Origin of the sequence: Williamsia sterculiae (assembly GCF_900156495.1) — a bacterium.
In the GTDB taxonomy this organism is placed as follows: Bacteria; Actinomycetota; Actinomycetes; order Mycobacteriales; family Mycobacteriaceae; genus Williamsia_B; species Williamsia_B sterculiae.
Map to the genome: position 1 here is coordinate 1 of NZ_FTNT01000010.1, position 26,458 is coordinate 26,458.

Below are 26,458 nucleotides of genomic sequence, written 5' to 3' on the forward strand. Positions count from 1 at the left end.
GGGCGGGTTCTATCGGTCGTAGCAACGCTGACTGATAGGGAGTGTGGCGTTGCCGAAGTTGTTTGCCGACGAGGTGCGTGACGAGTTTTTCGCGTTGGTGTGTGGTGGGGCGTCGTTACAGCGGGCCGGCATGGTTGTCGGGGTGTCGCGTGAGACCGCGACAACGTGGTGGCGATCCTCGGGTGTTGTGACTCCACGAATCCAGTACGGCGCGACGGGGGGCTACCGGGCTCGGTACCGGCACCGAGCCCAGGCGCCCTGCGTGCCGAGGACCAGCTGCCGCGGCAGCGGCGGTCGTTGACCAGTGAGGACCGTTCCGCGATCGCGGTCGGTGTGACGTGTGGCTGCTCTTACGCCCAGATCGGAGCGATGATTGGGCGTGACAAGTCGGTGGTCTGCCGAGAGGTGACCCGTAACCGGGGCCCAGACGGCTCGTACTGGGCGCCGGTCGCCCACCGCGCCGCCCACGAACGGCGCCGGCGACCCAAACCGGTGAAGTTGGCTGCGAACCCGGGCCTGTGTCGTCGGATCGAGGTCGCGATGGACGAGGGCTGGTCACCGGGTCTGATCGCGGCGATGCTGCGCCACGAGCACCCCGGCACCAGTGCGGCAGCAAGGATGGGTCGGGTGTCGCACGAGACGATCTATCAGGCGCTCTACGTCCAGACCCGCGGCAACCTACGCGCGGACCTGCACCGGCAGCTGTCGCTGAAACGGTCGGCACGTAAATCCCGGGGCAGCACCGGCCGCGGTGGCTCACACACCTACGACCACGCACTCACGATCAGTCAACGCCCCGCACAGGTCGCCGACCGGGCCGTGCCCGGTCACTGGGAAGGTGACCTCATCCTCGGGCGCGGTAACCGATCCGCCATCGGCACCCTGGTCGAACGGTCCACCCGGTTCGTGATTCTGCTGCACCTACCTGGCCGCCGCCACGACGCCCCGAGCGTGGCGCAGGCGATGATCACCGAGATGAGCAAACTCCCCGCCCACCTACGACGCTCGATCACCTGGGACCGGGGCAGCGAGCTGGCCGACTACGTCGACATCCAACTCAACCTGCAGGCACCGGTCTACTTCTGCGACCCCCACTCACCGTGGCAACGCGGATCGAACGAGAACACCAACCGGCTCCTACGGTTCTGGTTCGAGAAAGGCACCGACCTCTCGACCCACACCCCCGACGACCTCGCCCGCATCGCCGCGACCCTCAACGCACGACCCCGCCCTACCCTGGACCTGAAGACCCCCACACAAGCACTACACGAGCTGCTCGCCAACCCGCCAGCAGCATGACCGTTGCTAACACCGATTGACCCAGCCCTGAAGCATCACCAGGATGTGAAGGGAACTGCGGGAAGAAGACTGCGGTCGCGATAATCCACAGCTTGCCGATCAGTCCCCAGATCCGTTGCCTCAGCACTGACCTGAGCGTGGCCCGGGTCACGATCCTTGACGTGGAGGATCACTCGCTCGATGCCGACGATCTCATTCGACGCCGCACATTGATCAGATCCGGCATTGCGACCGACAACGACATCCGTGCGTCGTTGGCGGCCGGTGACATCGCCCGGATCTGGCGTGGGGTCTACTACGCGATCGACCCACAGAGGTTTGGCCGCATGATCTTCGACGCCCTGGACGCTTGTGCGCTGTCCGGCGAGGTCGGGTTTTCCGCATGAAGCGTGATTTCCCGCTGAAAAGTCTGCAGGAAACGACCAAGACTGCGGGAAAGCCGATTTCCCGCAGTTTTCGAACACCCCCGCGAGCCCGCGCGCTCGTCGGGTCCGAATGAGCCGTTGACACCCCTATGAGACGAATCTACAGTTTCGTCTCATAGGGGTGTCCCGCAGTTTCAAGAGGAGGTATGCGATGACACGGTCACCGCAAGCCGTTCATCTCGTTGACTCCGCACCTGACGTCGGAGCGGTTCTCGGGCCCGACTCCGTCACCTGGCATCAGTTCGGTGACTGGCGTGGGATGCTGATGGGCCTGTGGTCGGGCTCGATGCAGAACATGCATCCCAAGTTGGGCACCGCGGTCTGGGAACACTCGGACTTCTTCGGTGAGCGCTGGGAACGGTTGATGCGCTCCCTGTACCCGATCTTCGGAGTGGTCTTTGACCAGCCGCATCCAACCGGTCGCGAGGTCCGCGACTACCACCGGGAGATCAAGGGCACGATGCCCGACGGCAGCCGTTATCACGCGCTGGACCCCGACGTCTTCTACTGGGCACACGCGACGTTCTTCTATGGCGCGATCCGCTGCGCGGAGGTCTTCGGTCCGCCGATGACCGAGGCACAGAAGCGGCATATGTTCGACGAGTCGCGGGTCTGGTATTCGATGTACGGCGTGAGCATGCGGCCCTGCCCGGAGACGTGGGAGGACTTCCTTGCCTACTGGGATCACATGTGTCGGAATGTGTTGATCGACCATCCGGCAGTACGGACCGTGTTGGACATCTCCGAACTACCACCGCCGCCGTATCTGCGTGGACTGCCCCGACCGGTGTGGAGGGTGCTGGCACGACCGCTGCAGTGGGGTTTCCTGTGGCTGACGACCGGTCTCTACGACCCGCCGGTTCGCGAGATGATGGGCCTGACCTGGTCGGATCGCGACGAGAAGGCGTTCCGGGTGGTCGGGCGTGGGGTTCACCTGGTGATGTCGCTGGTCCCGCGGCGCTATCGACTGCATCCGCGAGCCCGTGACGCCTGGGACCGGGTGTCGGGCCGCGTGCCCGCCGACGCCCCGCTGGTCGAGACCCCAGAGCGGAATCTGCCGCCCGAATCGGTGCGGGGGCGCAGCACGCACTACTGCCCGGTACATGCCGAACGTCGCGCCGACCTGCCCTGGCAGTGACGCCCGCCGGTGACCTGACCGGCGCGGGCGACCTCAGCGGGCGTAGACCTCGTCGTGGACGGGGTAGGTCTGAGGGACGAATTCCTCGGGTGCCCGACGTCTCGTGCGAGTACCCAGCAGCAACACCGACAGTGCGGCCGCCGCACAGATGCCCACGGCGGCGACCACTGGCTTGCCGATGTAGATCGACCAGGCCAACGGAGGCAGCGACGCGACGACGGCCAGCGTGATCGCGTGCAGCGGTGTGCCCACCAGGGTGGTGCGCGAGTTGGGGACCACCATCACCACGGCCACGGCCAGGAGAATCGAGCCGACGAGGTCGCTCGGACGATGCCAACCCCACACCATCAGATCCTGGGACACCAGGGTCAACCACATCGCACCGGCGGCCACGATCAACGGCTGGAGGGGTCGCGGCGCCGCCCGGACGATCGCGGCGACACATCCGGCGGCCGCTGCCGCATGCCCGCTGGGGAACGTGTTGGCGTCGGGGAACTGGCTGTTGATCAGGTCGGGCCGCAGCAGCACCACGTCACGTAGCAGCCGGGCCAACAGGATCACCACCACCGGAATGACCAACAGCGCGATGATGCTCAAGCGGCGTCGGGCCAGTAATCCGAGGACGATGATCGCGGCGACGGCGACCAACCACAGGCGGGGGTCCGTCACGGATCCCAGTCCGACCTCACTGGGCAGGTCGTTGTGCGCACCCGTTCCTCGAAGGGTCAAGAACGCGCGTTCGTCGAGATCCTGCCCGCGCACGGTGCGCACGCAGAACACGTAGACCCCCACCATCGCGGCCAGCAGCGCCAGGCTGCCGGCGATCCTGCCGAGAACTGCAGACACCTCCGGCTCACCCTTCCTCGTCGGTCGATGTTCGTTGGCGAGGGTACCCGCGCTCGTGGCGCGCCGGGTCAACGACGACGGGCGCGTTGCACCCTGGCCTGCTCGCGCTCGGCGAACACATTGCGCACCCCGGCGCGGGAACCGGCGAGTTTCATCGCGATGTGTTCGCCGACGGTGATCGGTGAGTACCGGGCTCCGGCGCCCACGCAGGAGGGAAGAGTGGAGATGAGTGCGTCGATGTTGCCGTCGTGGAAGTATGCGGCCGACCGTCGGCGCTCGACGACACCCTCGATCACGGGTGGTTTGACCCGGTGCAGGGTGGACATCCACCGCTCGTTGGTCCATCGGCTCATCAGGTCACCGAGGTTGACCAGCAGCGCGCCGTCAGCGGGTAGCACGTCGTGCCAACAGTCGTCACGGCCCAGGACCTGCAGCCCCTTGACCTGGTCGGCCCACAACACGGTGACGATCCCGTAGTCGGTGTGCTCCCCCATCCCGGTCAGATCGCCATCGAGCTCGACCTTGCCGGGCGGCAGTGCGTAGTTGTTCATCCGCAGCACGTCGAGCGAGTGATCGGTGAACGACTCGAAGAACCCCGGTTGCAGGTCGAGCGCATCGGCGAAGATGCGGGTGAGCACGCGTGCCACCCGGCCGGCCTCGCTGAAGTAGGTCTCGACCGCGGGCCGGAACACATCGGAGTCGGCGGGCCAGGTGTTGTCGGCGTAGTCGTCGGCGGGCAGATCCAGCGCCGGGTAGGTCGTCGCCTCCACACCCACGTTGTAGGCCTCGAAGAAATCGTTCATCCGGTCGGCGGACTCCACGCCCAGGCTCAGTGACAGCGACTCGGATTTGGGTGGCGAGTACCCCCGGTTGATGCGCGGCGGGGTGCGGTAGCGCGACTTCTCATCCAGCGATCGGTCGAAGAAGTCGTCGAGGGCACCGGTGAACTCGTGCAGGATGCGATTCGGCACACCGTGGCCGACGATCTGCATGAAACCGATCCGAGTGCACGCGTCGTCGATCTGCCTGGCCACCTCGTCACGATCGGCGGCGGATCCGTCGCCGACATACGGCGAGATGTCGACGACCGGTACACAGAAGTCGACGGGTGCAGAGAGGTCATCTGGGGCCGCAGCCTGGGGTGAATCGGTCATCGCGGCTGATGGTACTGCCGGTCGCGACCAGCTGCCGGGTATGCGCGGGCGCGGTCAGCGATGTGAGCAGCGAAAATTGCGGAAATCCACCGCGCAGCACAGACGCTCAGACGCCGCGCACCGCCGGCATCTGCGAGCGTCCCTGCGCGTCGGGCCGCACGGCCAGGATCTGATCGACGCCCATCCGACCGTCGCGGAAGGCCATCCGTCCGCCGACGAGGTAGAGCCGCCACACCCGCGCGACTTCCTCCCCGACCATTGCCACGACCTCGTCCCAGTGATCGGAGAAGGTGGCGTACCACGCATCCACGGTCCAGACGTAGTGCTCCCGCAGCGCGTGCACGTCGCGGACCTCGAGCCCTGCCTCCTCGATCATCGCCACCGTCTCGCCGACCGGCCGCATGAACATGTCGGGGGCGATGAAGGATTCGATGAAGGGGCCGCCGCCAGGATGGTTTCCCGCGGTTCGTGACATCTGCTGGATGAGCACGCGGCCGTACGGGATCACCTTGTCGCGCAACACTCGCGCGTAGGTGGAGTAGTTCTGTTGGCCCACGTGTTCGCCCATCTCGATGGATCCGACGGCGTCGAACGGCGGGTCGGGGACCTCGCGATAGTCCTGCACCCGGATCTCGACCCGGTCACCGAGGCCGCGTTCGGCGATCCGGGCGTCGATGAACGACTTCTGCTCCCGCGAGAGGGTCACCCCGACCACCCGCGCACCGAAGTGCTCGGCCGCGTGCAGGCTCAGCGAACCCCAGCCGCAACCGACGTCGAGGAACCGCATGTCGGGTCGGGCGTCAAGGCCGAGCTTGCGGCACACCAGGTCCAGCTTGTCGCGCTGGGCATCGCCGATCGTGTAACCCACTGCATCCGAGGTGAAGTACGCACTGGAGTAGGCCATGGTGTCGTCCAGGATGAGAGCGTAGAACTCATTGGACAGGTCGTAATGATGGCTGATGGCGGCGCGGTCGCGGTTCAACGAGTGCAGCCGACCGCGCAGCCGGGCCTGGGAGCGGGGGGCGGGCAACGGTTTACCGATCGCACCCAACGACCATGCGGTGGAGATGAGTTCGCGGATCCGGGTCGGGGTCAGCGACACCGTGGACAGGCCGCGATCGGCGACCACCCGCCACACGTGGGTCAGCGCGGCGTCGAGATCACCCTCGACGTCGAGTTCACCGGTCACGTACGCCTGCGCCGCGCCGAGCTCTCCCGGGTTCCACAGCAGTCGTCGCAGGGCGTTTCGGCTGCGCAGAACGACCCGGGGCGCATCGTCGGGCCCGGCAGTGCTGCCGTCCCACGCGGTGAGATGCACCGGCAACGAGCCCTTGACGATCGGGGTGAGCAGACGCTCCAGCTCTCCGGCCACCCCGAGCTCCGACCGGCGCGACGTGGACACGCTCATCGCAACTCCTCAGCGGCAAACCCCTCAGCGGCAAACCCCTCAGCGGCAAACCCCTCAGCGGCAAACCCCTCAGCGGCAAACTCCTCAGCGGCATTCGGGGTGTGGTCGGCGACGGTCTCGGCAACGAAGCCGAGTACCTGGCGGGTCCAGCGGCGCGGGCGCATCAGCATGAAGTGTCCCGCCCGAGCCATCGGGATCCATTCGGCGTCGACCCCACGGTGGCCTGCCAAATCCGTCGCGCGCCGGGACAGCTTGGGGTCGGTCCAGCTGTCGGCGGTGCCATGAGCCACGCGGAGCCGCTGACCGGGACGCAGGGTGACGGTCTCGGTGCCCTCGGGCCACCACGGCGCCAACGCCATCACCCCGACCACCGACGGCTCATCGGCGACGGCAGCGGCGGTGCGACCACCCATCGAGTGCCCGACCAGCACCACCGGGATGTCGCCGTGGCGTTCCCGGATCTGCTCCAGGGCCCAGCGTGCGTCGCGGACGGGACTGCGGTCGGCACCGTTCCACCCGCGCAGCCGGTACTGCAACGAGTACACGGCAGCCTGCGGGAAGGTCCGCCGGAGTGCCCGCGTGAACGGCCACATGCGCAACACCGACAGCTGCCACGAGCGGGTGGGGGCGACGCTGCGGACCTTGCCACCGTGCAACACGAGGACCGTGAAGACGGGATCGGCGGGCGGGCTGCCCGCGCGCAGGATCGGCGGATGGGAAGGACTCGGGGTCACCATGACCCGTATTCGGCGATCGGCCACCGACGGATGTGTCGACTCATGTCACAACCCTACGCACCGCAGGTCAGCGAGCAGATCGGTCGGTGATGCGGTATCGGACGAAAGCGGGAACAGCCAACGCGGCCAACACCGTGAACACCACCACCAGGATGCCGCCACCCGCTGTGGTGACCGCGACACCGGCGCTTGCCGCCACCGCGCCGTGGGCGACATCGGCAATCCGTGGGCCGCCCGCGACGACCACGGTGAACACCCCCTGCAGTCGCCCACGGACGTCGTCGCTGGCCGCGGACTGCAGCATCGACATGCGGAACGCGGCGGACGCGACGTCGGCGGCACCGCCGACCATCAGCAGGATCACCGCCACCGGCAGCATCGGCAACGTCGACCCACCGGCGAAGGCGACGGCCACGCCCGCCCCGGCCACCGACAGGCCCCAGGCGATGACGCAGAGGATCACCGCGAGACCCTGCCGTTGCACCCGAGTGACCCAGCCGGAGAACACACCACCCACCACGGAGCCGGCCCCGATCGCCGCGAACAGCAGCGCGAACGCGAGACCGCCGCCCTCGGGACCGCCGAAGCTGACGTGCGCCATCTCGGGGAACAGTGCCCGCGGCATGCCGAAGACCATCGCGATGAGGTCGACGACGAAGGACATCATCAGCACCTTGTGCCCACGCAGGTAGCGGAACCCGTCCAGCACGGACCGCAATCCGGCGACCCGCGGTGCGTCCTCGCTGCGTTCGGGTTTCAGCGCCGGCAGCTTGATGACCGCCCACAGCGTCGCGAACAGGAAGATCGTGTCGATGAGGTAGAGCGTCGAATACCCCAGTTTGGGGATCAGCGCCCCGCCGAGCACCGGACCCGCGATGGCACCGGCCTGCATGACGGTCATGTTCAGCGAGTTGGCCGCGGGCAGATCGGCCAACCCGACGATCTTGGGCAGGATGGCCGACTTGGTGGGCTGATTGATGGCGAAGAAGGCCTGCTGCACCGCGAAGAGCACCAGGATCGTCCAGACATCGTCCAAACCCACGGCTGCCTGCACCCAGAACAGTGCGCTGCATCCGACGAGGCCCGCGGTGGTGAATATCAGCAGCCGACGGCGGTCGATGATGTCGGCGAGCGCGCCGCCCCACAGTCCGAAGACGATGAGCGGGACCAGCCCGAAGATGCCCGCCAGGCCCACGTACGCCGAGCTGTGGGTGACCTGATAGATCTGCGCCGGGACCGCGACGACGGTGAGTTGCGCACCGATGACGGTGACGATGTTGGCCGTCCACAACCGCCGGAAGTCGAGATTGCGCAGCGGGGTGGTGTCGGCGAGCAGCCTCGCCATCAGGGCTGCAACCTGGTGACCTGCCATCTGCCGTCGACGAGGGTGGCCAGCGCCCGGTTGTGCAACCGATTGGCCCGGCCCTGCCAGAACTCGACGCTGTCGGGGACGAGGCGGAAGCCGCCCCAATCATCGGGGGCCGGAATGGGGTCGTCCCCGAATCGCTGCGCGGCCTCGGCGGCCTTGCGCTCGAGGTCGATCCGCGAGTCGATGGGTTTCGACTGGTCGGATGCGACAGCCCCCAGCTGCGATCCGCGGGGCCGGCGTTGCCAGTAGTGCTCGGTCTCGGCGCGGTCCACCTTGTGTACACGGCCGCGGAAGTGCACCTGCCTTTCCAGCGCGATCCAGGGAAAGGTGACCGAGGCCACCGGGTTGGCGTCGAGGTGGTGAGCCTTGTCCGAGTCGTATCCGGTGTAGAACACGATGCCGCTGCGGTCGGCTCCCTTGCAGAGCACGGTCCGCGTGGACGGCATCCCGTCGGCGTCGACGGTGGCGACCACCATCGCATTGGGTTCGGGGATGCGGGCCTCGATACCCTCACGCAGCCACAGGTTGAACAGGTCCAACCACGGCGGATCTCCGTGCAGCCAGCTCGGATCGAGGTTGTCGCGAACACCGTCGGCTCCGGCCGCACGGTCCCCGACCCCGACGTTGGGCGGGATCCCGGCCCCATATCCGACTCGCATGGCCTCCAGATCGACCCGTCCCTGATCGTCGCTCACAGTTCTGTGACCCTACTCTGCGGTAGCCGGCGGCTCCCGGTCGCTTACAGTTACGCCATGGCTGAAGTACCCGAGAACTTTGTCGAGGGACTCGAAGGCGTCGTCGCCTTCACCACCGAGATCGCCGAGCCGGACAAAGACGGCGGCAACCTGCGCTATCGCGGGGTCGACATCGAGGATCTCGTCGAGAACGACGTCACGTTCGCCGACGTCTGGGCGCTGCTGGTGGACGGTGAGTTCGGCGACGGACTGCCTCCGGCCGAGCCGTTCCCGCTACCCGTGCACACCGGCGATGTCCGGGTGGACGTCCAGGCCGCACTGGCGATGCTCGCCCCCATCTGGGGTTACAAGCCGTTGCTCGACATCGACGACGCGACCGCCCGCGACAACCTGGCCCGCGCATCGGTGATGGCCCTGTCGTATGTGGCGCAGTCGGCGCGCGGGATCCACCAGCCCGCGGTGCCGCAGGACATCATCGACCGGTGCGAGTCGGTGACCGCACGATTCATGACGCGGTGGAAGGGCGACCCCGACCCGAAGCATGTGAAGGCCATCGACGCCTACTGGGTGAGTGCAGCCGAGCACGGACTGAACGCCTCCACGTTCACCGCTCGGGTCATCGCGTCCACCGGTGCCGATGTCGCGGCGTCGTTGTCGGGGGCGATCGGCGCGATGTCGGGCCCGCTGCACGGCGGTGCACCCGCGCGCGTGCTGCCGATGATCGACGAGGTGGAACGCACCGACGATCCCCGCGGTCTGGTCAAGGGAGTCCTCGACCGCAAGGAGAAGCTGATGGGCTTCGGGCATCGGGTCTACCGAGCCGAGGATCCCCGTGCGCGGGTGCTGCGCAAGACCGCCCGCGAGTTGGATGCACCCCGTTACGAGGTGGCCGCCGCCCTGGAGCAGGCGGCGCTCACCGAACTACGGGAACGTCGCCCGGACCGTGCGATCGAGACCAACGTGGAGTTCTGGGCCGCGGTGATCCTCGACTTCGCGGAGGTGCCGCCGCACATGATGCCCGCCATGTTCACCTGTGGGCGGACGGCGGGCTGGTGCGCGCACATCCTGGAGCAGAAGCGACTGGGCAAACTGGTACGACCCGCGGCCATCTATGTCGGACCCGGTCCACGTCGGCCGGAGGACGTGGTCGGATGGGACCTGATCGACGGCTGAGCGGAACCGACGGGACGGAGTAGTCGTCCGATGGACATGGATCACGGTGGCGTTCGGGTCGAGCTCGACCCGAACGCGGTGCGCCATCGAGTCGCCGCGTCGGTCGAGTTGCGGGATGCGTTGGCCGGGTTGATGGCCGAGGCGGATGCCGCGAGTGCGTCGTTGCGGGCCGCGTGTTCGGACGACCAGGGCGGGCGTGGGTTCGTCACCGCACTGGGTGGTCGGGACCGTGCCGCGACCGAGTCGGTGCGGACGTCGCTACATGCGGCCGGGCGGCTGACCAGCGGGCTCGAGGGTGCATCCCGCTCCTTGTCCGACGCCGACGGGACTCGGTGAGCGTGGTGCCGTCGAACCGGTGGGACGACATGTTCGCCGCGGTGCAGGCGCAGCGCGCGGAACTCCACCGGGTCAGCGAGATCATGCAGGCGGCCACCGCCGAGGCGACCAGCACCGACCGATTGGTCGGGGTGACGGTCGATGCCCGCGGCAGGTTGGTGGACCTCCGGATCGATCCCCTCGCCGCGCGCAGGCACCGTGCGGACGTGTTGTCGACGATGATCGTCGAGCTGGTCGCGCAGGCCGACGACGCCATGCAGCAGCGGCGGGACGAGTTGATCGCAGCCACCGAGGAGCTCCGTCCGAGCTGGGAGGACGTCCGATGATCAGTCCGCCGTCCGACGTGGCCGACGCCGTTGCGCGGTTGGCCGGGGATCGCTGGCCGTCGGTCGACGAGGATGCGCTGCGCGGGTTCGCGGCGCGCTACCGCTCGATGGCCGACCGACTGGTCGAGGTCGCTTTGCGCTCGCATGAGGCGGACGGCACCGGAGTGGTGGGCCGGGCCGGCGCGGCGCATGAGCAGGTATACCGACAGTTGATCGCCGAGGACGGTCCGATGGCTACCGCGGCACGGGGTTTCCGCTCGTCGGCGGCGTCGATCGACGCCTTCGCCGACGTGGTTGAGGACACCAAGAAGCGGATGATCGTCATCGCGGCGATGTCGGAGCGCGATGCGGCGCAGACGCACCTGGCATCGGTGGCCGGAATGGCCGAACCCGCCGCGACGGTGCCGTCGTCGGGCAAGTATGCGATGACCGCCGCGGCCGACGACTACGACGACAAGTCGCACCACGCGGGTCAGGATCAGAACGGTCAGCCGCAGGCCGGCGGCGGGATGATGCCGATGGGCGGGATTCCCGCGATGCTGGGTGGCGCCGCGGGTGTGGCGGTCGCGGCGCGGGCTGCGGCCGGTGGCGGCGTGGACCACGAGATCTCCTCGGATGTCGCGGAGTTCCTCCGACATCGGGCCCGGGAACTGCAGTCGGCGCTGCCCGCCGATGTGGCCGGTCGGGTACGGATGGCCGTCGGGCTCGGGCAAGACGGTTCCGGCGGATACGCGGTGGTGGTCGGCACCAGCGAACACAACGGGTACCTACGGCCGGGAGTGACAACGGAACCAGACGAGAGCGTGGTGGGGTTGGCGGGTGATCCCGAGGGTGCGGTGGTGGAGAAGCTACGCGGTCACGGGTTGGAGGTGACCGCGGTGGCGTCCGGGATCGGCGAGCCGGTGGTCGCCGGGGATTCGCTGGGCTTCGACGACGACGATGCCGGCGATCCGGACCAGGGATGAGCGCGACCCGGCATCGGCTGGACACCGCACCGGGCGGGTTGTCGACGCTGGTGGACCGGGTCACCCAGGCACATGTGCATCGGGCCGCACGGTCGGTGACGCTGCTGGCACTGGACTTCACCCGCGTCCACACGGATCCTTCGGTGGCGAAGCTGTTGGACGAATGGGCCAATCAGTCGGCGTCGTCCGCACAGATCGTGCTGCAGGCGGCGGGGGTGCGGTCGCGGTACGACCAGCTGGCGTTCACCCGATCCGAGCAGGGTGACCCGGCGGGGTACGTCGACAGCTTCCAGAAGGCGCGGGCGATGGCGTGTCTGGCCTACGCCGCGGGCGATGGTGGTCGGGAGGCGTTACGCGAGGTCGCGTACGAGGGATACGCCGCCACGGGCGACGCCGAGGTCATCGCGTCACTGTTGGACGATCACACCGGGCTCTGAGTCGGCCGATCAGGCCGTGCCCTTGTTGTCGTCCTTCTCCTCGGTCTCTTCCGAGGGCAGCGCACCGTCGGGGCCGTCGCCGCGGGCGGCCCAGTCGCCGAGGACCGGTGGCGCGACCAACGGCAGCCCGCCGATGATCTCCGCACCGTTCTCGGTGTTGTGCATGTAGGCGGCGGCGCGATGGCGGCCTTCGCCGTCCTTACCCTTACGACCGCCCGCGCCGGGCGGCATGGATCCACTGGTCCCGCGGCCGGTGGCCGGAGCGCCTGCCGCGCCTGTCGGTTGTCCAGATGACGTTCCCAGAGAGGAATTCGGCAGGGACAGGCGCTTGGCGAGTGCGTTGGCTTCCCCTGCCGCTCCCCCGCCTGCGCCCGCCGCAGCGCCGGCGCCCAGGCCTCCTGCGAACCCGCCGAGGGGGGCGCCGCCCAGTCCGTCGGCGCCTTCACCACCCGCACCGTTCACACCGGCACCCGGGAGGTTGGTGAGCCCTTCGTCGGCCGAGGTCATGACCGGTGAGCCGAGGCCACCGGGACTCAGTCCGTCGCCGCCCCCACCGCCGCCACCGGACGGTCCGCCCGCATCCGAGGCCGAGCCGTTGCCCGCATCCGAAGCTGCTGCGGCGGGGCTCTGACCAGTGGTGGCGTCGGTCGAAGTTTGGGTATTCGGGCCCGATGGTCCGGAATCGCTCCCACCCGAGTTGGCGCTGTCGACGTCAGCCATCCCGCCCTGAGTCGACTTGACGGTGGAGCTGGCGGGGCCATCGCCAGTTGAGGTGCCTGAACCGCTGCCACCACTCGCGAAACCTTCACTGCCTCCGCTCCCGAAGGCAGGGAGTTGCAGGGGCGTGACGTCGGGAATCGCCGAGTTCGCGCTGTTCATCGGCACGCTGTAGACACCGGTCAGCAAAGCCGCTGCCTGACGACGAGCGGCCAACATCTGTGCGGGCGTGTAGTTCTGACTGAAGGCGTTGGAGGAACCGATCGAGGAACCTGCGGACTGCGAATCCGCTAGGACGTCCGCGGCCGCGGTTAGTTGATGGACAACCTGGTTGATGTTGTTTGAATTAGCTGCTGCATGGTCGTACAGCTGTTCGGCTGACGCCTGCATCGCGTTTGCCGCTTCGCCGAGCAGATCATCAGCGCCGCCAACCAAGTTGCGAATCTTCGCCATGAAACTTGTGGTGGCGACCGCCACCGTCAGTTGGGCGTTCGACAACACCTCGGCGTCTGCCTTCGCGTTCGCAGACTCGAGCTCGGCGATTGCGGCAAGCATCTGCGGCAGCGTCATACCTTCCCAGTTCGTGGTGCCGCCTGGTGCCACTTTGCCTCCTAATATGCATGAGTTGTGCACGAGGGTAGCGGCATTCCCTCAGTCCTGTAAGTTCCTAGCCGGGAACCTAATGCTTGTCGGATACGTCTGATGAGCAGCTGTGTGCCAGTGAGGGAGGTAGACATGACCGAGAGCTTCAGCGATAGCCCGGTGTCCAGTATGTCCGGTAGCGCAGTGCAACTGACAGCTCAGCAATGGCAGCAAGCCGCTGATGCCGCAAACCAGTGCGCTGAGGCGCTCGACAACGCACACAGCGCAGCCGTTAATACTCTACGCGGCAATTGGTTTGGTACGACACCAATTGAAGGACCTTCTATATACGACCGCCTCAAACAGCGCGTCAATGACGGCGATAACGCATGGGCTGGAGCTCTCGTCGCAGAGAGTCAATACTTGCGAAAATTTGCCGCTGAATGCGAATCTGCGCAACAGCGACTTTTTCAAGCAGACAGTAGTTCCGCATCAGGAATCCCGAGTTGAGAAGTCGATACTCGATACCTGTTAGCACTGCTCTCATACTTGGATCAGTTCTTACTTTTCTAACCTCGTGCGAGGCAAATCACAGCCCCATTACCGAGCATGCAACATCTTCAACACTAATTCCCCAAACAAAAATCCAGACCTTTACCACGGCGACACCCGTACCACTTCCATTCGCGACTACAAAGACAAAACGTTGGAACAGTGCAAACAACGGCACTCCGTACGAGCCTTGCAATGCCCTAACGCCCGCCTCGCTCTTAGCGTCCAAGATACTGCCAGAAACAATTCAGGATGCCGCAAGCGTCGATGGTCAAACCATTCGAGGATGCATGTGGGATAGGACAAGCACCGGTGCAGGATTTAGTCAGGTGGTCGTTAACTCTGCGTCGCTTACTGCTTATAAGCACAACGAACCCGACAACTTTCTTGCTGACATCGAACAGAACGGACGCACCATTGGGGTTGCCACTTCGGCAACCCAATGTTTTACCTACGTCCAGAGCTATCGTTCAGGTGTAATCACCGCATTCTACATGGGCTCCGTTAATCCAGAGAGTTACGAAGAACTCTGCCAAAATGCGATCCGCTTCACTCGAGCAAATCTTCAGCGAATCCCTATCGGTAATTAAATCAACCGCCGCCACTGTTGCAGAATCCAAGACGGCGTTCAAAGAACATACCCGAAAGTAAACGCTTTAATTTCTCACACAGAGTCCTCGCACGATTTCCTGATTAACATTTCATGTCACCTCAAAAGACCCCCTCGCGCACGGCAACTTCGACCATTCGGATTCTTCGCGAGGAACATAGACAGAACGGACGCCGCAGCGTTACGGGTTATCATTACCATAACCGTCATAGCCAGTCGGCACGGCCGATGTCGTGATCCCTAACCCCCGGCTACAAGCTAACGAGTGCTCTGTTATCTGCCGCGCGCCCATTCCGTAATCGGACTACCGCGATTCGGCGCTCAGTTTGGCTCCAACGGTCGACGATCGAGTCGCGACTGCATGCCGCCACTAGTCAAACTCATTCGGCGGGTTCCGGGCACCCCCCAACCCACCCTCCCGACCACAACTCCCACCTCCCTAGACTCGACACCATGAGTGACACCGCCGCGTCCATCACCATCCCCGCTGATCTGCTGCCGTCGGACGGCCGATTCGGTTGTGGTCCGTCCAAGGTGCGGACGGAGCAGATCCAGGCCATCGTCGACGCCGGAACCAGCGTCATGGGCACCAGCCATCGGCAGGCGCCGGTGAAGAACGTGGTCGGCCGGATTCGTGAGGGGCTCGCCCAACTCTTCTCACTGCCGGAGGGTTACGAAGTGGTGCTCTCCAACGGTGGCACCACCGCATTCTGGGATGCAGCGGCATTCGGGCTGGTCAAGCAGAAGTCGCTGCACCTCACCTACGGCGAGTTCTCCTCCAAGTTCGCCACGGTCACCAAGGGCGCCCCGTTCCTGGACGCACCGACCGTCATCTCCACCGACCCGGGCACCGCACCCGACCCGAACGACATCACCGCCGATCAGGCCGGCGACGTCGACCTGATCGCGTGGGCGCATAACGAGACCTCCACCGGTGTCGCTGTCCCTGTCGTGCGCCCGGCAAACGCCGGCGATGCGCTCGTCGCCATCGACGCGACCTCCGGTGCCGGTGGTCTGCCGGTCACCGCCACCGACGCCGATGTCTACTACTTCGCCCCGCAGAAGAATTTCGCCTCCGACGGCGGCATCTGGCTCGCGCTGATGAGCCCCGCGGCCCTCGAGCGCATCGCCGAGATCGGCGGCTCCGACCGCTGGTGCCCGGAGTTCCTCTCCTTGCCCACCGCCGTGGACAACAGCTCCAAGAACCAGACCTACAACACCCCCGCCGTCGCCACCCTGCTGCTGCTTGCCGACCAGCTCGACTGGATGAACGGCAACGGCGGACTGGACTGGTGCACCCAACGCACCGCCGACAGCTCCAGCCGCCTCTACGAGTGGGCTGAGAAGAGCGAGTTCGCGACCCCGTTCGTCGACGCCGCGCACCGCAGCCAAGTGGTCGGCACCATCGACTTCGACGACTCCGTCGACGCCTCGGCGGTCGCCAAGGTGCTGCGCGCGAACGGCGTGGTGGACACCGAGCCGTACCGCAAGCTCGGTCGCAACCAGCTGCGTGTCGGCATGTTCCCGGCCGTCGAACCCGACGATGTCAGCAAGCTGACGTCGTGCATCGACCACGTGGTGGCCGCCCTCTGAGCTGCTCGTTCTCTGCGTGTCTGCGGCGCACATCACGGCCGCTGGATTACGCTGGCGCCAATGCGACGCGCGCCTCGGCGCAAGAAGGAGGAGCAGGATGCGTGAACTCCGTGTCGTCGGCGTAGAACCGGACGCCGGACATGTGGTCCTTCAGGACATCGAGTCCGGTGAGAAGTTCCGCATCGAAGCAGACGACCGACTGCGGGCCGCGGCCCGCGGCGACCGGAGCCGACTCGGTCAGATCGAGATCGAGATGGACAGCACTCTGCGTCCTCGCGACATCCAAGCCCGCATCCGTGCCGGAGCGTCCATCGCGCAGGTGGCCTCCGCGGCCGGTGTCCCGGCCAGCCGGATCGAACGCTTCGCGCACCCGGTGCTGCTGGAACGACGTCGCGTCGCCGAACTCGCCGCGCTGGCCCACCCGGTTCGCCACGACGGCCCCACCCTGGAGAACCTGAGTGAGGTGGTCACCGCCGCCTTCGTCGCTCGCGGACACAACCCCGACGACACCGTCTGGGACGCGTGGAAGGGCGACGACAACCGGTGGATCGTGCAGATCGGCTGGCGCATCGGTCGCAGCCAGAACTTCGCGCACTTCCGCTACCTACCCGGCTCGCACGGCGGCACCGTCGAGGCCATCGACGAGTTCGCAGACGAGCTGATCGATCCCGACGTCAGTCGTCCTTTGCAGAGCGTCGCAGCGGTCGCCCCGCTGCGCGCGGAGTCCACCCCCGACCACCCGGAACTCGACTTCATCACCGTCGAGGCCGACGAGGTCATCGACGGCCAGCGGGCCCGGCACGAGGCCGAGGAACCCACCCCGTCGCTACCCGCGCCCGACAAGCCGCGACCCACCAAGCACAGCCGGAGTAAGCCCCAGGTCCCGGCCTGGGAGGATGTCCTCCTGGGTGTGCGCAGCAACGGCAACACGTGACGAGAGGCTTGAGACTTGGCAGCGAAGGCGTCGATGCTCTGGTTCGTCGATTCCGACGATCCGGTCACTGACATCCGGCGGGGACTGAACAACGACCCGCACCAAGCCCAGCATCTGGTACAGCAACTCGTCGGCGACGGCGTGGTGGTCGACGAGGGGCCGTGCAGTCTCGCCGACGCCGACGGCCTTCCCGACGACAACGTGATCGCAGGCGTCTACGGTCGCCTCGCGGTGATCTGCGGTCGGGCCGTCGCCACCGACCGACCCTCGGAGTTCACCGACACCCGACTGCGGCTTCGTCCGACCGCGGTCGCGGTGCTGCTCCACACCGACCCCGTCGACTCGTTCGGCGCGTTCGCGCGCTGGGAGAACGGAGCCCTGCGGCGCTCGTTCGCCGCCGACCCCGTCGACATCCGCGAAGACGAAGGCCTGCCGTACCCGTTCGAGCGCGGCTTCTGGGCCGGCGAACATCCCCTGCAGTACGCCGAGGGTGTTCCGCACGATCCGCAGGCCCTGCCGTTTCACCCGCAGGAATTCGCCGAACAGTCGACCCGTGACTGGCTCGGTTTCCGCTTCACCCGGCCCCTGGGCCCCGACGACGCGGACCCGCGCGACATCCCGGCCACCCGATTCGCCATCCGGCCGCCCGGCTGGCAGCCACCGCCCGAGCCCGAGCGGCAGACCGAGCCCGTCTCCGCTGCCACCGAACCCGCCCGACACCCGGAGGTGAGACCGGAACCGGGACAACCGGAGGCGCCGGCAGGCAACCGGGTCGCGCGCTGGTTCGGGTTCGCGCCGAAGTCGGAGTCGCACGAGTCCTGACCGGGACTCGCGCGCCGTCAGCGCAGCGTCAGCACCACCGAACCCACCAGGGCGACCACCGCACCGGCCATCACCCCCGCCGACACCCACCGCCACACGGGACGGCGGCGGCGCAACCAGACCGTCGGCAGCGTGCCGCCGCAGACCACCACCACGGCGAGCACCCCCAGCCACGGCCGCATCTGGGCGGCCACGCTGTACACCCCCAGCAGCACTCCCCCGGTGAACACAGCGGTGCAGGCGGTGACCAGCAGGCCGCTCAACCACGGGGTGGGCTCGGGGTTCACATCCGTGCCCGCGCCCGCTCGTAGAAGGCGACCGCGGCCGCGGTGGCGACATTCAGGGAGTCGGTGCCCCGGGCCATCGGGATCTGCGTACGGACGTCGCAGTTGCGCATGGCCGCCCGCGTCAGCCCGGGCCCCTCGGCCCCGACCAGGAACGCGACCTTCGCCGACCCCGCCACCCCGGCCAGCGGCACCGCGTCGGGTGCCGGGGTCAGGGCGATGGTGGTGAAGCCCTGCTCACGCAGCCATCCGATCTCACCCGGCCAGTCGTCGCACCGGGCGAACGGCACCAGCAAGGCGTGCCCCATCGAGACCCGCACACACCGCCGGTACAACGGGTCGGCGCACCCGGCGCCGAACAGCACCGCGTCCACACCGAGTCCGGCCGCGTTGCGGAAGATGCTGCCGATGTTCTCGTGGTCGTTGACGCCCTCGAGCACGGCCACGGAGGTCGCACCGGCAACCGCCTGCGCCACTGTGCACACCGGCGGTCGGCGTGACACCGCCAGCACCCCGCGGTTGAGGTGGAAACCGATCACCTCGGCCATCACCTCCGCCGACGCCCGGAAGTACGGCACCCCTGCCAACGACGGATCGTCGAGGGTCGTCCCCAACTCCACGCGACGCTTCTCCACCCCGAACAGTGCGTGGGTCGCGAACCGGGAGGCGACCATCCGCTCGACCACCAGCACACCCTCGGCGATCACCAACCCCTTGCCCGGCCGACCACCGGGCAGCGCGGGCAGGTCAGGCCGACGATCCACCGAGTTCAGATCGCGGAAGTCGTTCACCCGAGGGTCGTCGGGGTCGTCGATGTCGACGACCTGCACCCCCATCAGCGGACCTGCGCGCGTTCGCGCGCACCGAGCACCCCGGAGAGCAAGGCCAGACCCATCACGACGAACGCGAACACCACCCCGGCCCCGGTGATGGTCCAGGCGTTGGCCAGCAGTCCCTCGGCGATCACCGGCACCGAGATCGCGACGTAGCAGACCACGAAGAAGGCCGACGCGACCGCGGCCCGCTGATCCACCGGCGCGGTGCGGGTGACAACGGCCAAACCCTTGGCGAAGCCGATGCCCTGCCCGATGCCGCCGACGATCCCGGCAACCGCCAGCATCTCCCACCAGCCCGACCAGAAAGTCAGCACCAACGCGAGCGTCCCGCACACGAACAAGCCCACGGCCAACGGCTCGGCGCGGTCGTCGGCGATGCCGCGAGCGGCGACCTGTCCCGCCACCGAACCGAAGAAGGTGGTCGAGGCCAGCAACACCACCCCGATCAGCTGATGCACCCCGGTGACCTCGGTGGCGATGGTCGGCGCGACCCCGGTGAACAGGCCGAGCAGGGCGAATCCTGCGAACCCGAGCAGCGACGCCCGGATGAACGGTCGGCGCGTGTCCTCAGGCACGGCCATCGAGTTGAACCGCAGCGGTTTGTCGCGCTGCCTGCCGCGGGTCTCCGGAAGGACCAGCACGATCAGCACGGCGACCACACACGCCCCCAGATGCACCACATAGGTGGTGCGGGTGGGCGCGGGCAGCCAGGTGACCACCATCGCGGCGATGATCGGGCCCAACCCCAGCCCACCGATGTTGGCGATGGTCGCCAACGTCGGGGCTCGCGACACCAACCGACCGCGGGCCATCTCGGTGATCGCCACCGATGCCGTCCCGACGAAGATCCCCGCCGACAGCCCCGACAACAGCCGGCCCAGCAGCAACAGCGGGACATCGTCCGCGAACAGGAAGACGACGTCGCTGACGACGGCGAAACCCAGTCCGAACAGCAACACCGGCCGGCGACCCAGCACATCGGACCAGCGCCCGAAGGCCAGCAGGCTGGCCAGCACCCCCAGCGCGTAGGTCGCGAAGATGACCGTCACCGTGTGCAGCGAGAACCCGATCTCGCGCTCATAGGTGGAGTACACCGCGGTGGGCATGGTGGTGCCGAACATCACCACGATCAGCACGAGCATCAAGCCGTAGGTCGCGACCGCACGGTCGGCGGGGTCCGCACGGTCCGAAGTCCGGACGTGGTCCGAAGTGTCAGCCATGTTGGAGAGACTAGTGGGGATGTGACAGCGTGATCTTCCGTGAGCACAGCTGCCGGCACCCTGGAACTGCGACGCGCCACCGATGACGACTGGGACGACATCATCGCCGCCGACGCCCGCGCCTTCGCCTTCATCCACCCCCTCGACGACGAGGCGCAGCAGGATCTGCGGCGCAAGGTGCGCGACGAGGACGTGGTGGTGGTGCGCGACGGTGCCGACCTGGTCGGAGTGGCGATGTTCTACCGGATGACGATGACCGTGCCGGGCGGCACCCGCGTCGACATCCCGGGACTGTCCTGGGTGTCGGTCGCCGCGACCCACCGTCGTCGCGGGATCCTACGGATGATGCTCACCGAGATCTTCGAACAGTGGGAACGGGAGAACTTCACCTTCGCCGCGCTGACCGCCAGCGAGGGCACCATCTATGAGCGCTTCGGCTTCGGCCCGGCCTGCTTCGAGGAGCGGGTCAGCGTGGAGCTGGGCCGTTCGACGTTCCGTGAGCCCGCCCCCGACGATTCGCGCGTCAGGTTCGCCGACGACGAGCAGATCCGCACCGCCGTACCCGAATTGCACGACCGCTGGTCCGCGACGCGCTCGGGCGCGCTCGCTCGCAGCGACGTGTGGTGGCAGATGATCTTCGCCGACCGCGAGATGCTGCGCGACGGTCGCAGTGCACTGCACTACCTGTTGCACGCCGACGGTTACGCCAGCTACCGCATCGCCCACCGCGGTGACGACGCGGTCGCGGAGGTGTCGGAGATCTTCACCGTCTCCGACGTCGCCCACACCGATCTGTGGCGCGTACTGCTGGGCCTGGACCTCATCCCCCGGGTCACCGCGACCATCCCCACCGACGACGCACTGCCGGTGAAGCTGACAGACCTACGTGCGGTGAAGGTGGAACACGTCGCCGACGCGATGTGGCTGCGCATCCTGGACGTCCCCGCCGCGCTCGCCGCCCGCGTCTACGACCGCGACACCTCCTTCGTTCTGGAGGTGCACGACAACCACCGCGACGCCGGCGGCCGTTTCGCCGTGGACATCGCCGACGGCCGGGCCACCGTGACCGCGACCACCGAACCGCCGACCATCACCACCGACATCTCGGTGCTGTCGAGCATCTACCTCGGCGGGTACCGGGCGGTGGAGTTCGCGCGCGCGAACCGGTTGTGGGTCGCCGACCAGCCCACGCTGACCGCCTTCGATCAGGCGTTCTCCACCGAACGTCGCCCGTTCTCCGGCACCTTCTTCTGACGGTCCCGCCGCCACACCAGCAGTACACAGACCAGCACCGACACCGCGCTGATCACGCCGCCGACGACCAGCGGGGCACGCGGGTCGGTGACCCCGGCCAGCCAGCCGAGCACCGGACTGCCCAACGGGGTGCCGCCGAGGAAGCACAGCATGTACACGCCCATCACCCGGCCACGCATCTCCGAGTCAACCGACAGCTGCACGATGTTCATCGCCGATGTACTGAAGGTCAGCACCGCCGCCCCGACCGGCACCAACATCACCGCGACCAACCAGTACGTGGGCATCACCCCCACCACCACCTCCAGGACGCCGAACGCCAACGCGGCGACGAGAAACTGCCGCAACCGCGCCGGTGAGCTGCGGCGGGCGGCCATCGTGGCCCCCGACAGGGTCCCGACCGCCAACATCGTCGACAGCAGCCCGTAACCGCCCGCCGAACCGTGGAAGGTGTTCGCGGTGAGCAGGGCCAACGACAGCGGGAAGTTCATCCCGAACGTCGACACCATGAACACGGTGGTCAGTACGACCACCAACTGCGGGTTGTCGCGGACGTACCGCAGCCCGCTACGGATCGAGTTCCCTGCCGCAGCCCGCGGTGGTCGTTGCAACTCGTCGGTCCGCATCGCCAGCAGCCCGGCGATGACGGCGACCGAACTGACCGCGTTGAGCAGGAACACCGGACCGGTGCCCAACACCGTGATCAGCACGCCCGCGATCGCCGGGCCGATGATCCGGGCCAGGTTGAAGGTCATCGAGTTCAGTGCCACCGCGTTGGGTAGCTGCGCCGGACCCACCATCTCGATGGTGAACGACTGCCGGATCGGACTGTCGATCGCGGAGATACACCCCAGGGCCAAGGCAAGGACGTACACCTGGATCAGGGTGACCACGCCCGAGGTGTCCAACAGCCCCAACACCAGGGCGCACACCGCCATCGATGTCTGGGTGATCAGCAGCAAACGACGTTTGTCGAACCGGTCGGCCAACGCGCCCGCGGGTACCGACAGCACCGCGGTGGGCCCGAATTGCAGGGCCATCACGATACCGACGGCCAGCCCGCTGCTACCGGACAGATGCAGCACCAACCAGTCCTGGGCGATGCGCTGCATCCAGGTTCCGATCAGGGAGACGACCTGACCGCCTGCCCACAGCCGGTAATTGCGCACGCCCAACGAGACGAGCATGCGCGGGAGGTGTGGTCGGGTGACCACTCTGGGTGGCGTACCGGGCGGGCGGGCGATGTCAGTCTTCGTCGTTGACGAGATCACCCATGATCCCGACCGCGCGACGCAGGACGGCGGCGTCGTCGTCCGACAGCCGCGACAACCGGTCCCTCAGCCACGCCTCGCGGGCGTTCTTCTCGTCACGGATGACCTCACCGCCCTGCTCGGACAGGGTCACGATGACCTGTCGGCCGTCGGTGGGGTGGGGTTCACGGCGCACCATCCCCAGGTCGGCTAAGGATGCGATGACCCGGGTCATCGACGGCGGCTGCACTCGTTCGGTGGCCGCCATCGCCCCCGGCGTCATCGGGCCTTCCCGTTCCAGTGTCGCCAGCGCGGACAGCTGGGTGAGGGAGACCAGTGACGTCGCGCGGCGCAGACGCAGGTGCCGGGCCAAGCGGACGGTGGCCACCGCAAGGTCGCTGGCCAACTTCACATCCTTGTCATTCACGACACAAGGATAGGACAACTAACATGTTTGTATGAGCGACAGCGACATTCCTGAGCCGCCTCGGTTCCTCACCGCCCCCGAGCCGGTCATCGTGGTCGGGATGGTCGCGTTCCTGGTCGCCAGCGTGGTGGTCGGCGTGACCGGGTGGGGCGGCTCGTCGGCGCTGACCATCTGCCTCACCGGGTTGGGGGTGGGGCTTTTCGGGACGTCGCTGATGCTGACGCAGCGGGTCGCCGCGCGCCGCGGACGGCGCGGCGCACAGCTGGGACTGCGCTGACCCCCGCCACCCACAGGGCGCCGAACGTCCAGCCGGCCAACACGTCGGTCATCCAGTGCACGCCGAGGTAGACGCGGCTGACACCGATCAGCGCCGATGCCACGACCGCGATCATCGTCATCCAGCTCCGGCACACGGTGACCGCGACCAATCCCAACACGATCGCCGACATCATGGCGTGCCCGGAAGGGAACGCGTAGGTGTCGATGTCGACCAATCGAATCGGTGCGGGCGGCCGGTCGCGGCCGAAGAGATGTTTGAGCCCCACCATGACGACGTACCCCACCACCGAGCCGAGCAGTACCGTCAGCGCACGCACGGGCTCGCGGCGGATCGCCCAGCCAACGGTCGCGATCAGCGCGATCGCCGTCATCGCCAGGGTGTTGCCGACCGTGGTGATCGCATGCATCGCGTCGGTCCACGCCGGGGAGCGGTGAGCGACGAACCAGTCGGTGACGGTCTCGTCGATGTCGAGATGTCTCACGGGCAGCGGACTCTCATCGGGCGCGCCGGTACTCCTGCTTCGGTCGGCCGGTGGATCCGTACCGCAGCCGCATGATCAGGGTCCCCGCGGCCACCAGGTTGGCAAGGTGCTTACGCGCGGTCGGGGCGGCGATGCCCACCGCTGCCGACACATCGTCGGCGAACAGAGCGGTGTCGGGATCGGTGAAGACGGCGAGGACGGCCTCCTCTGTCTGCGACCCGCCTTCGGGACGATCGGCGCCGCGACCGCCGGTCCGCAACGCACCGAGCGCCGTGTCCACCTGGGCCTGGTCGACCGTGTCGGCGGCCAGCACCCGACGATAGTGGGCATACCCGGCCAGTCGGCGGGCGAGTTCAGCGCGGTCGAAGGGCTTGATCAGGTAGGCGAGGGCGCCGGCGCGCAGCGCGGCGCGGATGGCTCGGGCGTCGCTCTCCGCACCCACGACGAAGGCGTCGCAGGGCAGTTCGGTGAGTAGGTCGATGCCGGAGCCGTCGGGCAGGTAGACGTCCACCAACGCCAGGTCGATGTCGGGATGATCGGCCAGCGCCGACCGGGCCGCGGCCAGCGACCCCGCGGTCGCCACCACCCGGAACCCGGCCAGTGCTTCCACGATGCCGCGGTGGAGTCCTGCGACCCGGAAGTCGTCATCGATGACCAGAACCCGTAGATCCGTCACAGTGCCTCCGGCAGTACGGCGACGAAGACCGCGCCACCGAGCGGGTTGTCGGGACCGGTGCTGCCGCCCGGGTCGGCGATGGTGATGTCCCCACCCACCGACCGCGCGAGTTGCCGTGCCAGGGCCAGACCCATCCCCCGACCACCGGGCACGGTGTCGGCGACGTTGGTGGTGACCCCCTCGTCGAACACCCGGCCGGGTACGTCGATGGTGATGCCGTCGCCGCTGTCGGCGACGGTCAGCAGGAGGGTGGCGCCGTCGGTGATCACCTCCACCTCCACCGTCGCGGGGCGGGGTGTGGTCGCGCGGACCGCGGCGTCGAGGGCATTGTCGATCAGGTTACCGAGCACCGATATGACCAGCGGCGGTCTCGCCAACGCACCCTGCACCCAGCTCTGGTCACCGATCCGCAGGATGACCGCCCGCTCACGCGCCTGCACGATCTTTGCGGCCAGGAAGGCGTGCAGGTGTGGTTCGGCGATGTTGTCCAGGCCGCCGTCGGCGGCCGCGTCCCGGCGCAGTCCACCGATCTCGTCCAGGTAATCGCTCGCCTCGGTCACGTCGCCCCGGCGGATCAGCCCGGCGACCACGTGCATCTGATTGGCCGACTCGTGGCGCTGCGCGCGCAGGGCGTCGGTCATAGACCGGATCGCGTCGACCTCGCGGCCGAGTTCTTCGACGTCGGTGCGGTCGACCACCGACAGCACCAGCCCGAGGTCGGTTCCGTCGCGGGTCACCCGATGCGAGCGGACCAGGACGATCCGCTCCCCCACCGCTGCCGCCCGCGCGGTCGCGGTGGGTGTCATCGCGACCTCCAGCACCCGCGGGGTGAGGCCGACAGCGATCACCGGATCGCCCACGTCACCGGTCGGTGCCAGCAGCCTGCGCGCCTCGTCGTTGACCACCCGGACCACCCCGTACGCGTCGACCGCGAGCACCCCCTCGCCCAGAGCGTGGAGCACCGCCTGTTGTTCGCGGACCAGCTCGGTGAGTTGGTCGGGTTCCAGGCCCAGGGTGAGTCGTCGCCAGCGTCGCGACAACAGCACCGACCCCACGGTGCCGACCACCAGCGCCAACACGGCGATCCCGGCGATTCGCAGCAGGTCGTGGCGCAGGTCGTCGCCGATGGCCGCCGTGGAGATGCCGACGCTGACCAGTCCCACCACCCCACCCGTGGGACCGAACACCGGCACCTTGGCGCGGACCGATTCACCGAGGGTGCCGCGGTCGGTGTTGAGGTCCTCACGCCCGGACAACGCCACGGCCGGGTCGGTGGAGAGTGATCTGCCGATCTGGGTGGGGTCGGGGTGGGCAAGCCGTATGCCGTCGGCATCGGCGACCACCACGAAAAGGGCCCCGGTGCGCTGTGCGACGGCGATCGCCTCGGTCTGCACCCGATCGCCGCGACGCGCGCAGACGTCGGCGCGGACGTCCGGGTCGGTGGCCACCGACCGCGCGATGGCCAGTGCCCGCTGCCCGTACTCGGAACGCAGTCGGTCGTCGGTTCCGTAGATGAGATACCCGAAACCGACGAGCAGACTGAGCAGGATCACCACGATCTGCAGCGCCAACACCTGAGTCCGCAGCCGCATGGGCGACAGCCTAGACATCGCCGACACCCGACGGGGACCA

At 67.5% G+C, this 26,458-nt stretch carries 29 protein-coding genes and 1 pseudogene; 15 read left to right on the forward strand and 15 right to left on the reverse strand.

Going from position 1 to position 26,458, the window contains the following annotated elements; all coding sequences use genetic code 11:
* Positions 1-49 precede the first annotated feature (49 nt).
* From BW971_RS15365 to BW971_RS15375, 3 genes and pseudogenes are all read left to right on the forward strand, one after another.
* Positions 50-1,299, forward strand: a pseudogene (locus BW971_RS15365) (IS30 family transposase).
* Positions 1,300-1,436: 137 nt separating this feature from the next.
* A complete protein-coding gene (locus BW971_RS15370) occupies positions 1,437-1,685 on the forward strand; it encodes a hypothetical protein (RefSeq protein WP_143690410.1) in 249 nt (82 codons plus the stop codon).
* Between the two features lie 190 nt (positions 1,686-1,875).
* The gene (locus BW971_RS15375) at positions 1,876-2,862 is read left to right on the forward strand and encodes an oxygenase MpaB family protein (protein WP_076481247.1); all 987 of its coding nucleotides are present in this window, start codon (positions 1,876-1,878) and stop codon (positions 2,860-2,862) included.
* Between the two features lie 33 nt (positions 2,863-2,895).
* Here BW971_RS15375 and BW971_RS15380 read toward each other — a convergent pair whose 3' ends face one another.
* The 6 genes from BW971_RS15380 to pdxH all read right to left on the reverse strand — a co-directional run bounded on the left by BW971_RS15380 (position 2,896) and on the right by pdxH (position 9,035).
* On the reverse strand, positions 2,896-3,708 hold the full coding sequence (locus tag BW971_RS15380; RefSeq protein ID WP_143690411.1) for a phosphatase PAP2 family protein: 813 nt from the start codon (positions 3,706-3,708) through the stop codon (positions 2,896-2,898).
* 68 nt (positions 3,709-3,776) lie between these two features.
* On the reverse strand, positions 3,777-4,862 hold the full coding sequence (locus BW971_RS15385) for an isopenicillin N synthase family dioxygenase (protein WP_076481252.1): 1,086 nt from the start codon (positions 4,860-4,862) through the stop codon (positions 3,777-3,779).
* 106 nt (positions 4,863-4,968) lie between these two features.
* Positions 4,969-6,270: an SAM-dependent methyltransferase gene (locus BW971_RS15390; protein ID WP_076481255.1), complete on the reverse strand. Its 1,302-nt coding sequence runs from the start codon at positions 6,268-6,270 to the stop codon at positions 4,969-4,971.
* Positions 6,267-7,031, reverse strand: coding sequence for an alpha/beta hydrolase (locus BW971_RS15395; protein WP_234974425.1), 765 nt, complete (start codon positions 7,029-7,031; stop codon positions 6,267-6,269). The genes BW971_RS15390 and BW971_RS15395 overlap by 4 nt, the downstream gene beginning before the upstream one ends.
* 43 nt (positions 7,032-7,074) lie before the next feature.
* The gene (locus BW971_RS15400; RefSeq protein ID WP_076481264.1) at positions 7,075-8,352 is read right to left on the reverse strand and encodes an MFS transporter; all 1,278 of its coding nucleotides are present in this window, start codon (positions 8,350-8,352) and stop codon (positions 7,075-7,077) included.
* Entirely contained in the window at positions 8,352-9,035 is a 684-nt protein-coding gene (gene pdxH / locus BW971_RS15405; protein ID WP_076481678.1) for a pyridoxamine 5'-phosphate oxidase, read from the reverse strand. The genes BW971_RS15400 and pdxH overlap by 1 nt, the downstream gene beginning before the upstream one ends.
* A 93-nt stretch (positions 9,036-9,128) precedes the next feature.
* On the opposite strand from pdxH, the gene BW971_RS15410 reads away from it, so the two are divergent.
* Genes BW971_RS15410 through BW971_RS15430 form a run of 5 tightly spaced genes read left to right on the forward strand, consistent with a single transcriptional unit; the run spans position 9,129 to position 12,308 of the window.
* Positions 9,129-10,244 carry a citrate synthase 2 gene (locus BW971_RS15410; RefSeq protein WP_076481266.1) on the forward strand — a complete coding sequence of 372 codons (1,116 nt, stop codon included), beginning with the start codon at positions 9,129-9,131 and terminating at the stop codon, positions 10,242-10,244.
* Positions 10,245-10,274: 30 nt separating this feature from the next.
* Positions 10,275-10,580, forward strand: coding sequence for a hypothetical protein (locus tag BW971_RS15415; protein ID WP_076481268.1), 306 nt, complete (start codon positions 10,275-10,277; stop codon positions 10,578-10,580).
* Between the two features lie 5 nt (positions 10,581-10,585).
* A complete protein-coding gene (locus BW971_RS15420; protein WP_234974426.1) occupies positions 10,586-10,906 on the forward strand; it encodes a YbaB/EbfC family nucleoid-associated protein in 321 nt (106 codons plus the stop codon).
* Positions 10,903-11,871: a WXG100-like domain-containing protein gene (locus BW971_RS15425; RefSeq protein ID WP_076481271.1), complete on the forward strand. Its 969-nt coding sequence runs from the start codon at positions 10,903-10,905 to the stop codon at positions 11,869-11,871. The genes BW971_RS15420 and BW971_RS15425 overlap by 4 nt, the downstream gene beginning before the upstream one ends.
* On the forward strand, positions 11,868-12,308 hold the full coding sequence (locus tag BW971_RS15430; RefSeq protein WP_076481274.1) for a hypothetical protein: 441 nt from the start codon (positions 11,868-11,870) through the stop codon (positions 12,306-12,308). The genes BW971_RS15425 and BW971_RS15430 overlap by 4 nt, the downstream gene beginning before the upstream one ends.
* 9 nt (positions 12,309-12,317) lie before the next feature.
* Here the strand turns inward: BW971_RS15430 and BW971_RS15435 are convergent, their stop codons facing one another.
* The gene (locus BW971_RS15435; RefSeq protein ID WP_076481277.1) at positions 12,318-13,595 is read right to left on the reverse strand and encodes a hypothetical protein; all 1,278 of its coding nucleotides are present in this window, start codon (positions 13,593-13,595) and stop codon (positions 12,318-12,320) included.
* A 165-nt stretch (positions 13,596-13,760) separates the two neighbouring features.
* Between BW971_RS15435 and BW971_RS21280 the strand changes: the two genes are divergently transcribed.
* The 5 genes from BW971_RS21280 (at position 13,761) to BW971_RS15455 (ending at position 18,118) form a co-directional block, all read left to right on the forward strand.
* A complete protein-coding gene (locus tag BW971_RS21280) occupies positions 13,761-14,117 on the forward strand; it encodes a hypothetical protein (RefSeq protein WP_143690412.1) in 357 nt (118 codons plus the stop codon).
* Positions 14,114-14,749, forward strand: a complete 636-nt coding sequence (locus BW971_RS22285) for a DUF3558 family protein (protein ID WP_076481280.1) — start codon at positions 14,114-14,116, stop codon at positions 14,747-14,749. Before BW971_RS21280 ends, BW971_RS22285 begins: the two co-directional genes overlap by 4 nt.
* Positions 14,750-15,222: 473 nt before the next feature.
* Entirely contained in the window at positions 15,223-16,362 is a 1,140-nt protein-coding gene (serC, locus tag BW971_RS15445; RefSeq protein ID WP_076481283.1) for a phosphoserine transaminase, read from the forward strand.
* A 97-nt stretch (positions 16,363-16,459) separates the two neighbouring features.
* Positions 16,460-17,296, forward strand: coding sequence for a septation protein SepH (gene sepH, locus BW971_RS15450; protein WP_076481286.1), 837 nt, complete (start codon positions 16,460-16,462; stop codon positions 17,294-17,296).
* Between the two features lie 15 nt (positions 17,297-17,311).
* Positions 17,312-18,118 carry a DUF6928 family protein gene (locus tag BW971_RS15455; RefSeq protein ID WP_076481288.1) on the forward strand — a complete coding sequence of 269 codons (807 nt, stop codon included), beginning with the start codon at positions 17,312-17,314 and terminating at the stop codon, positions 18,116-18,118.
* A gap of 17 nt (positions 18,119-18,135) precedes the next feature.
* Here BW971_RS15455 and BW971_RS15460 read toward each other — a convergent pair whose 3' ends face one another.
* Genes BW971_RS15460 through BW971_RS15470 form a run of 3 tightly spaced genes read right to left on the reverse strand, consistent with a single transcriptional unit; the run spans position 18,136 to position 20,458 of the window.
* The gene (locus tag BW971_RS15460) at positions 18,136-18,405 is read right to left on the reverse strand and encodes a DUF2537 domain-containing protein (protein WP_076481291.1); all 270 of its coding nucleotides are present in this window, start codon (positions 18,403-18,405) and stop codon (positions 18,136-18,138) included.
* Positions 18,402-19,238: a TrmH family RNA methyltransferase gene (locus BW971_RS15465; protein ID WP_076481294.1), complete on the reverse strand. Its 837-nt coding sequence runs from the start codon at positions 19,236-19,238 to the stop codon at positions 18,402-18,404. The genes BW971_RS15460 and BW971_RS15465 overlap by 4 nt, the downstream gene beginning before the upstream one ends.
* Positions 19,238-20,458: an MFS transporter gene (locus tag BW971_RS15470; protein WP_083710112.1), complete on the reverse strand. Its 1,221-nt coding sequence runs from the start codon at positions 20,456-20,458 to the stop codon at positions 19,238-19,240. Before BW971_RS15470 ends, BW971_RS15465 begins: the two co-directional genes overlap by 1 nt.
* Before the next feature lie 39 nt (positions 20,459-20,497).
* Here BW971_RS15470 and BW971_RS15475 point away from each other — a divergent pair, with 39 nt between their 5' ends.
* Positions 20,498-21,712 (forward strand): GNAT family N-acetyltransferase, encoded by a 1,215-nt coding sequence (locus BW971_RS15475; protein ID WP_076481297.1) that lies wholly within the window; start codon positions 20,498-20,500, stop codon positions 21,710-21,712.
* On the opposite strand, the gene BW971_RS15480 is transcribed toward BW971_RS15475, so the two are convergent.
* A complete protein-coding gene (locus tag BW971_RS15480) occupies positions 21,664-22,899 on the reverse strand; it encodes an MFS transporter (protein ID WP_076481300.1) in 1,236 nt (411 codons plus the stop codon). The two genes, BW971_RS15475 and BW971_RS15480, sit on opposite strands and share 49 nt — an antisense overlap.
* Positions 22,900-22,957: 58 nt before the next feature.
* Positions 22,958-23,389, reverse strand: a complete 432-nt coding sequence (locus BW971_RS15485) for an Rv0880 family HTH-type transcriptional regulator (RefSeq protein ID WP_076481303.1) — start codon at positions 23,387-23,389, stop codon at positions 22,958-22,960.
* A gap of 31 nt (positions 23,390-23,420) precedes the next feature.
* Here BW971_RS15485 and BW971_RS15490 point away from each other — a divergent pair, with 31 nt between their 5' ends.
* Positions 23,421-23,666 (forward strand): DUF2530 domain-containing protein, encoded by a 246-nt coding sequence (locus BW971_RS15490; RefSeq protein ID WP_076481306.1) that lies wholly within the window; start codon positions 23,421-23,423, stop codon positions 23,664-23,666.
* On the opposite strand, the gene BW971_RS15495 is transcribed toward BW971_RS15490, so the two are convergent.
* From BW971_RS15495 to BW971_RS15505, 3 genes are read right to left on the reverse strand one after another with little or no spacing between them, the layout of a single operon-like run.
* Complete coding sequence (locus BW971_RS15495; protein ID WP_234974427.1) at positions 23,566-24,150, reverse strand: phosphatase PAP2 family protein; 585 nt, start codon at positions 24,148-24,150, stop codon at positions 23,566-23,568. The two genes, BW971_RS15490 and BW971_RS15495, sit on opposite strands and share 101 nt — an antisense overlap.
* Before the next feature lie 13 nt (positions 24,151-24,163).
* Complete coding sequence (locus tag BW971_RS15500; protein WP_076481312.1) at positions 24,164-24,826, reverse strand: response regulator; 663 nt, start codon at positions 24,824-24,826, stop codon at positions 24,164-24,166.
* Entirely contained in the window at positions 24,823-26,418 is a 1,596-nt protein-coding gene (locus BW971_RS15505) for an ATP-binding protein (protein ID WP_076481315.1), read from the reverse strand. The genes BW971_RS15500 and BW971_RS15505 overlap by 4 nt, the downstream gene beginning before the upstream one ends.
* Between the last annotated feature and the right edge of the window lie 40 nt (positions 26,419-26,458).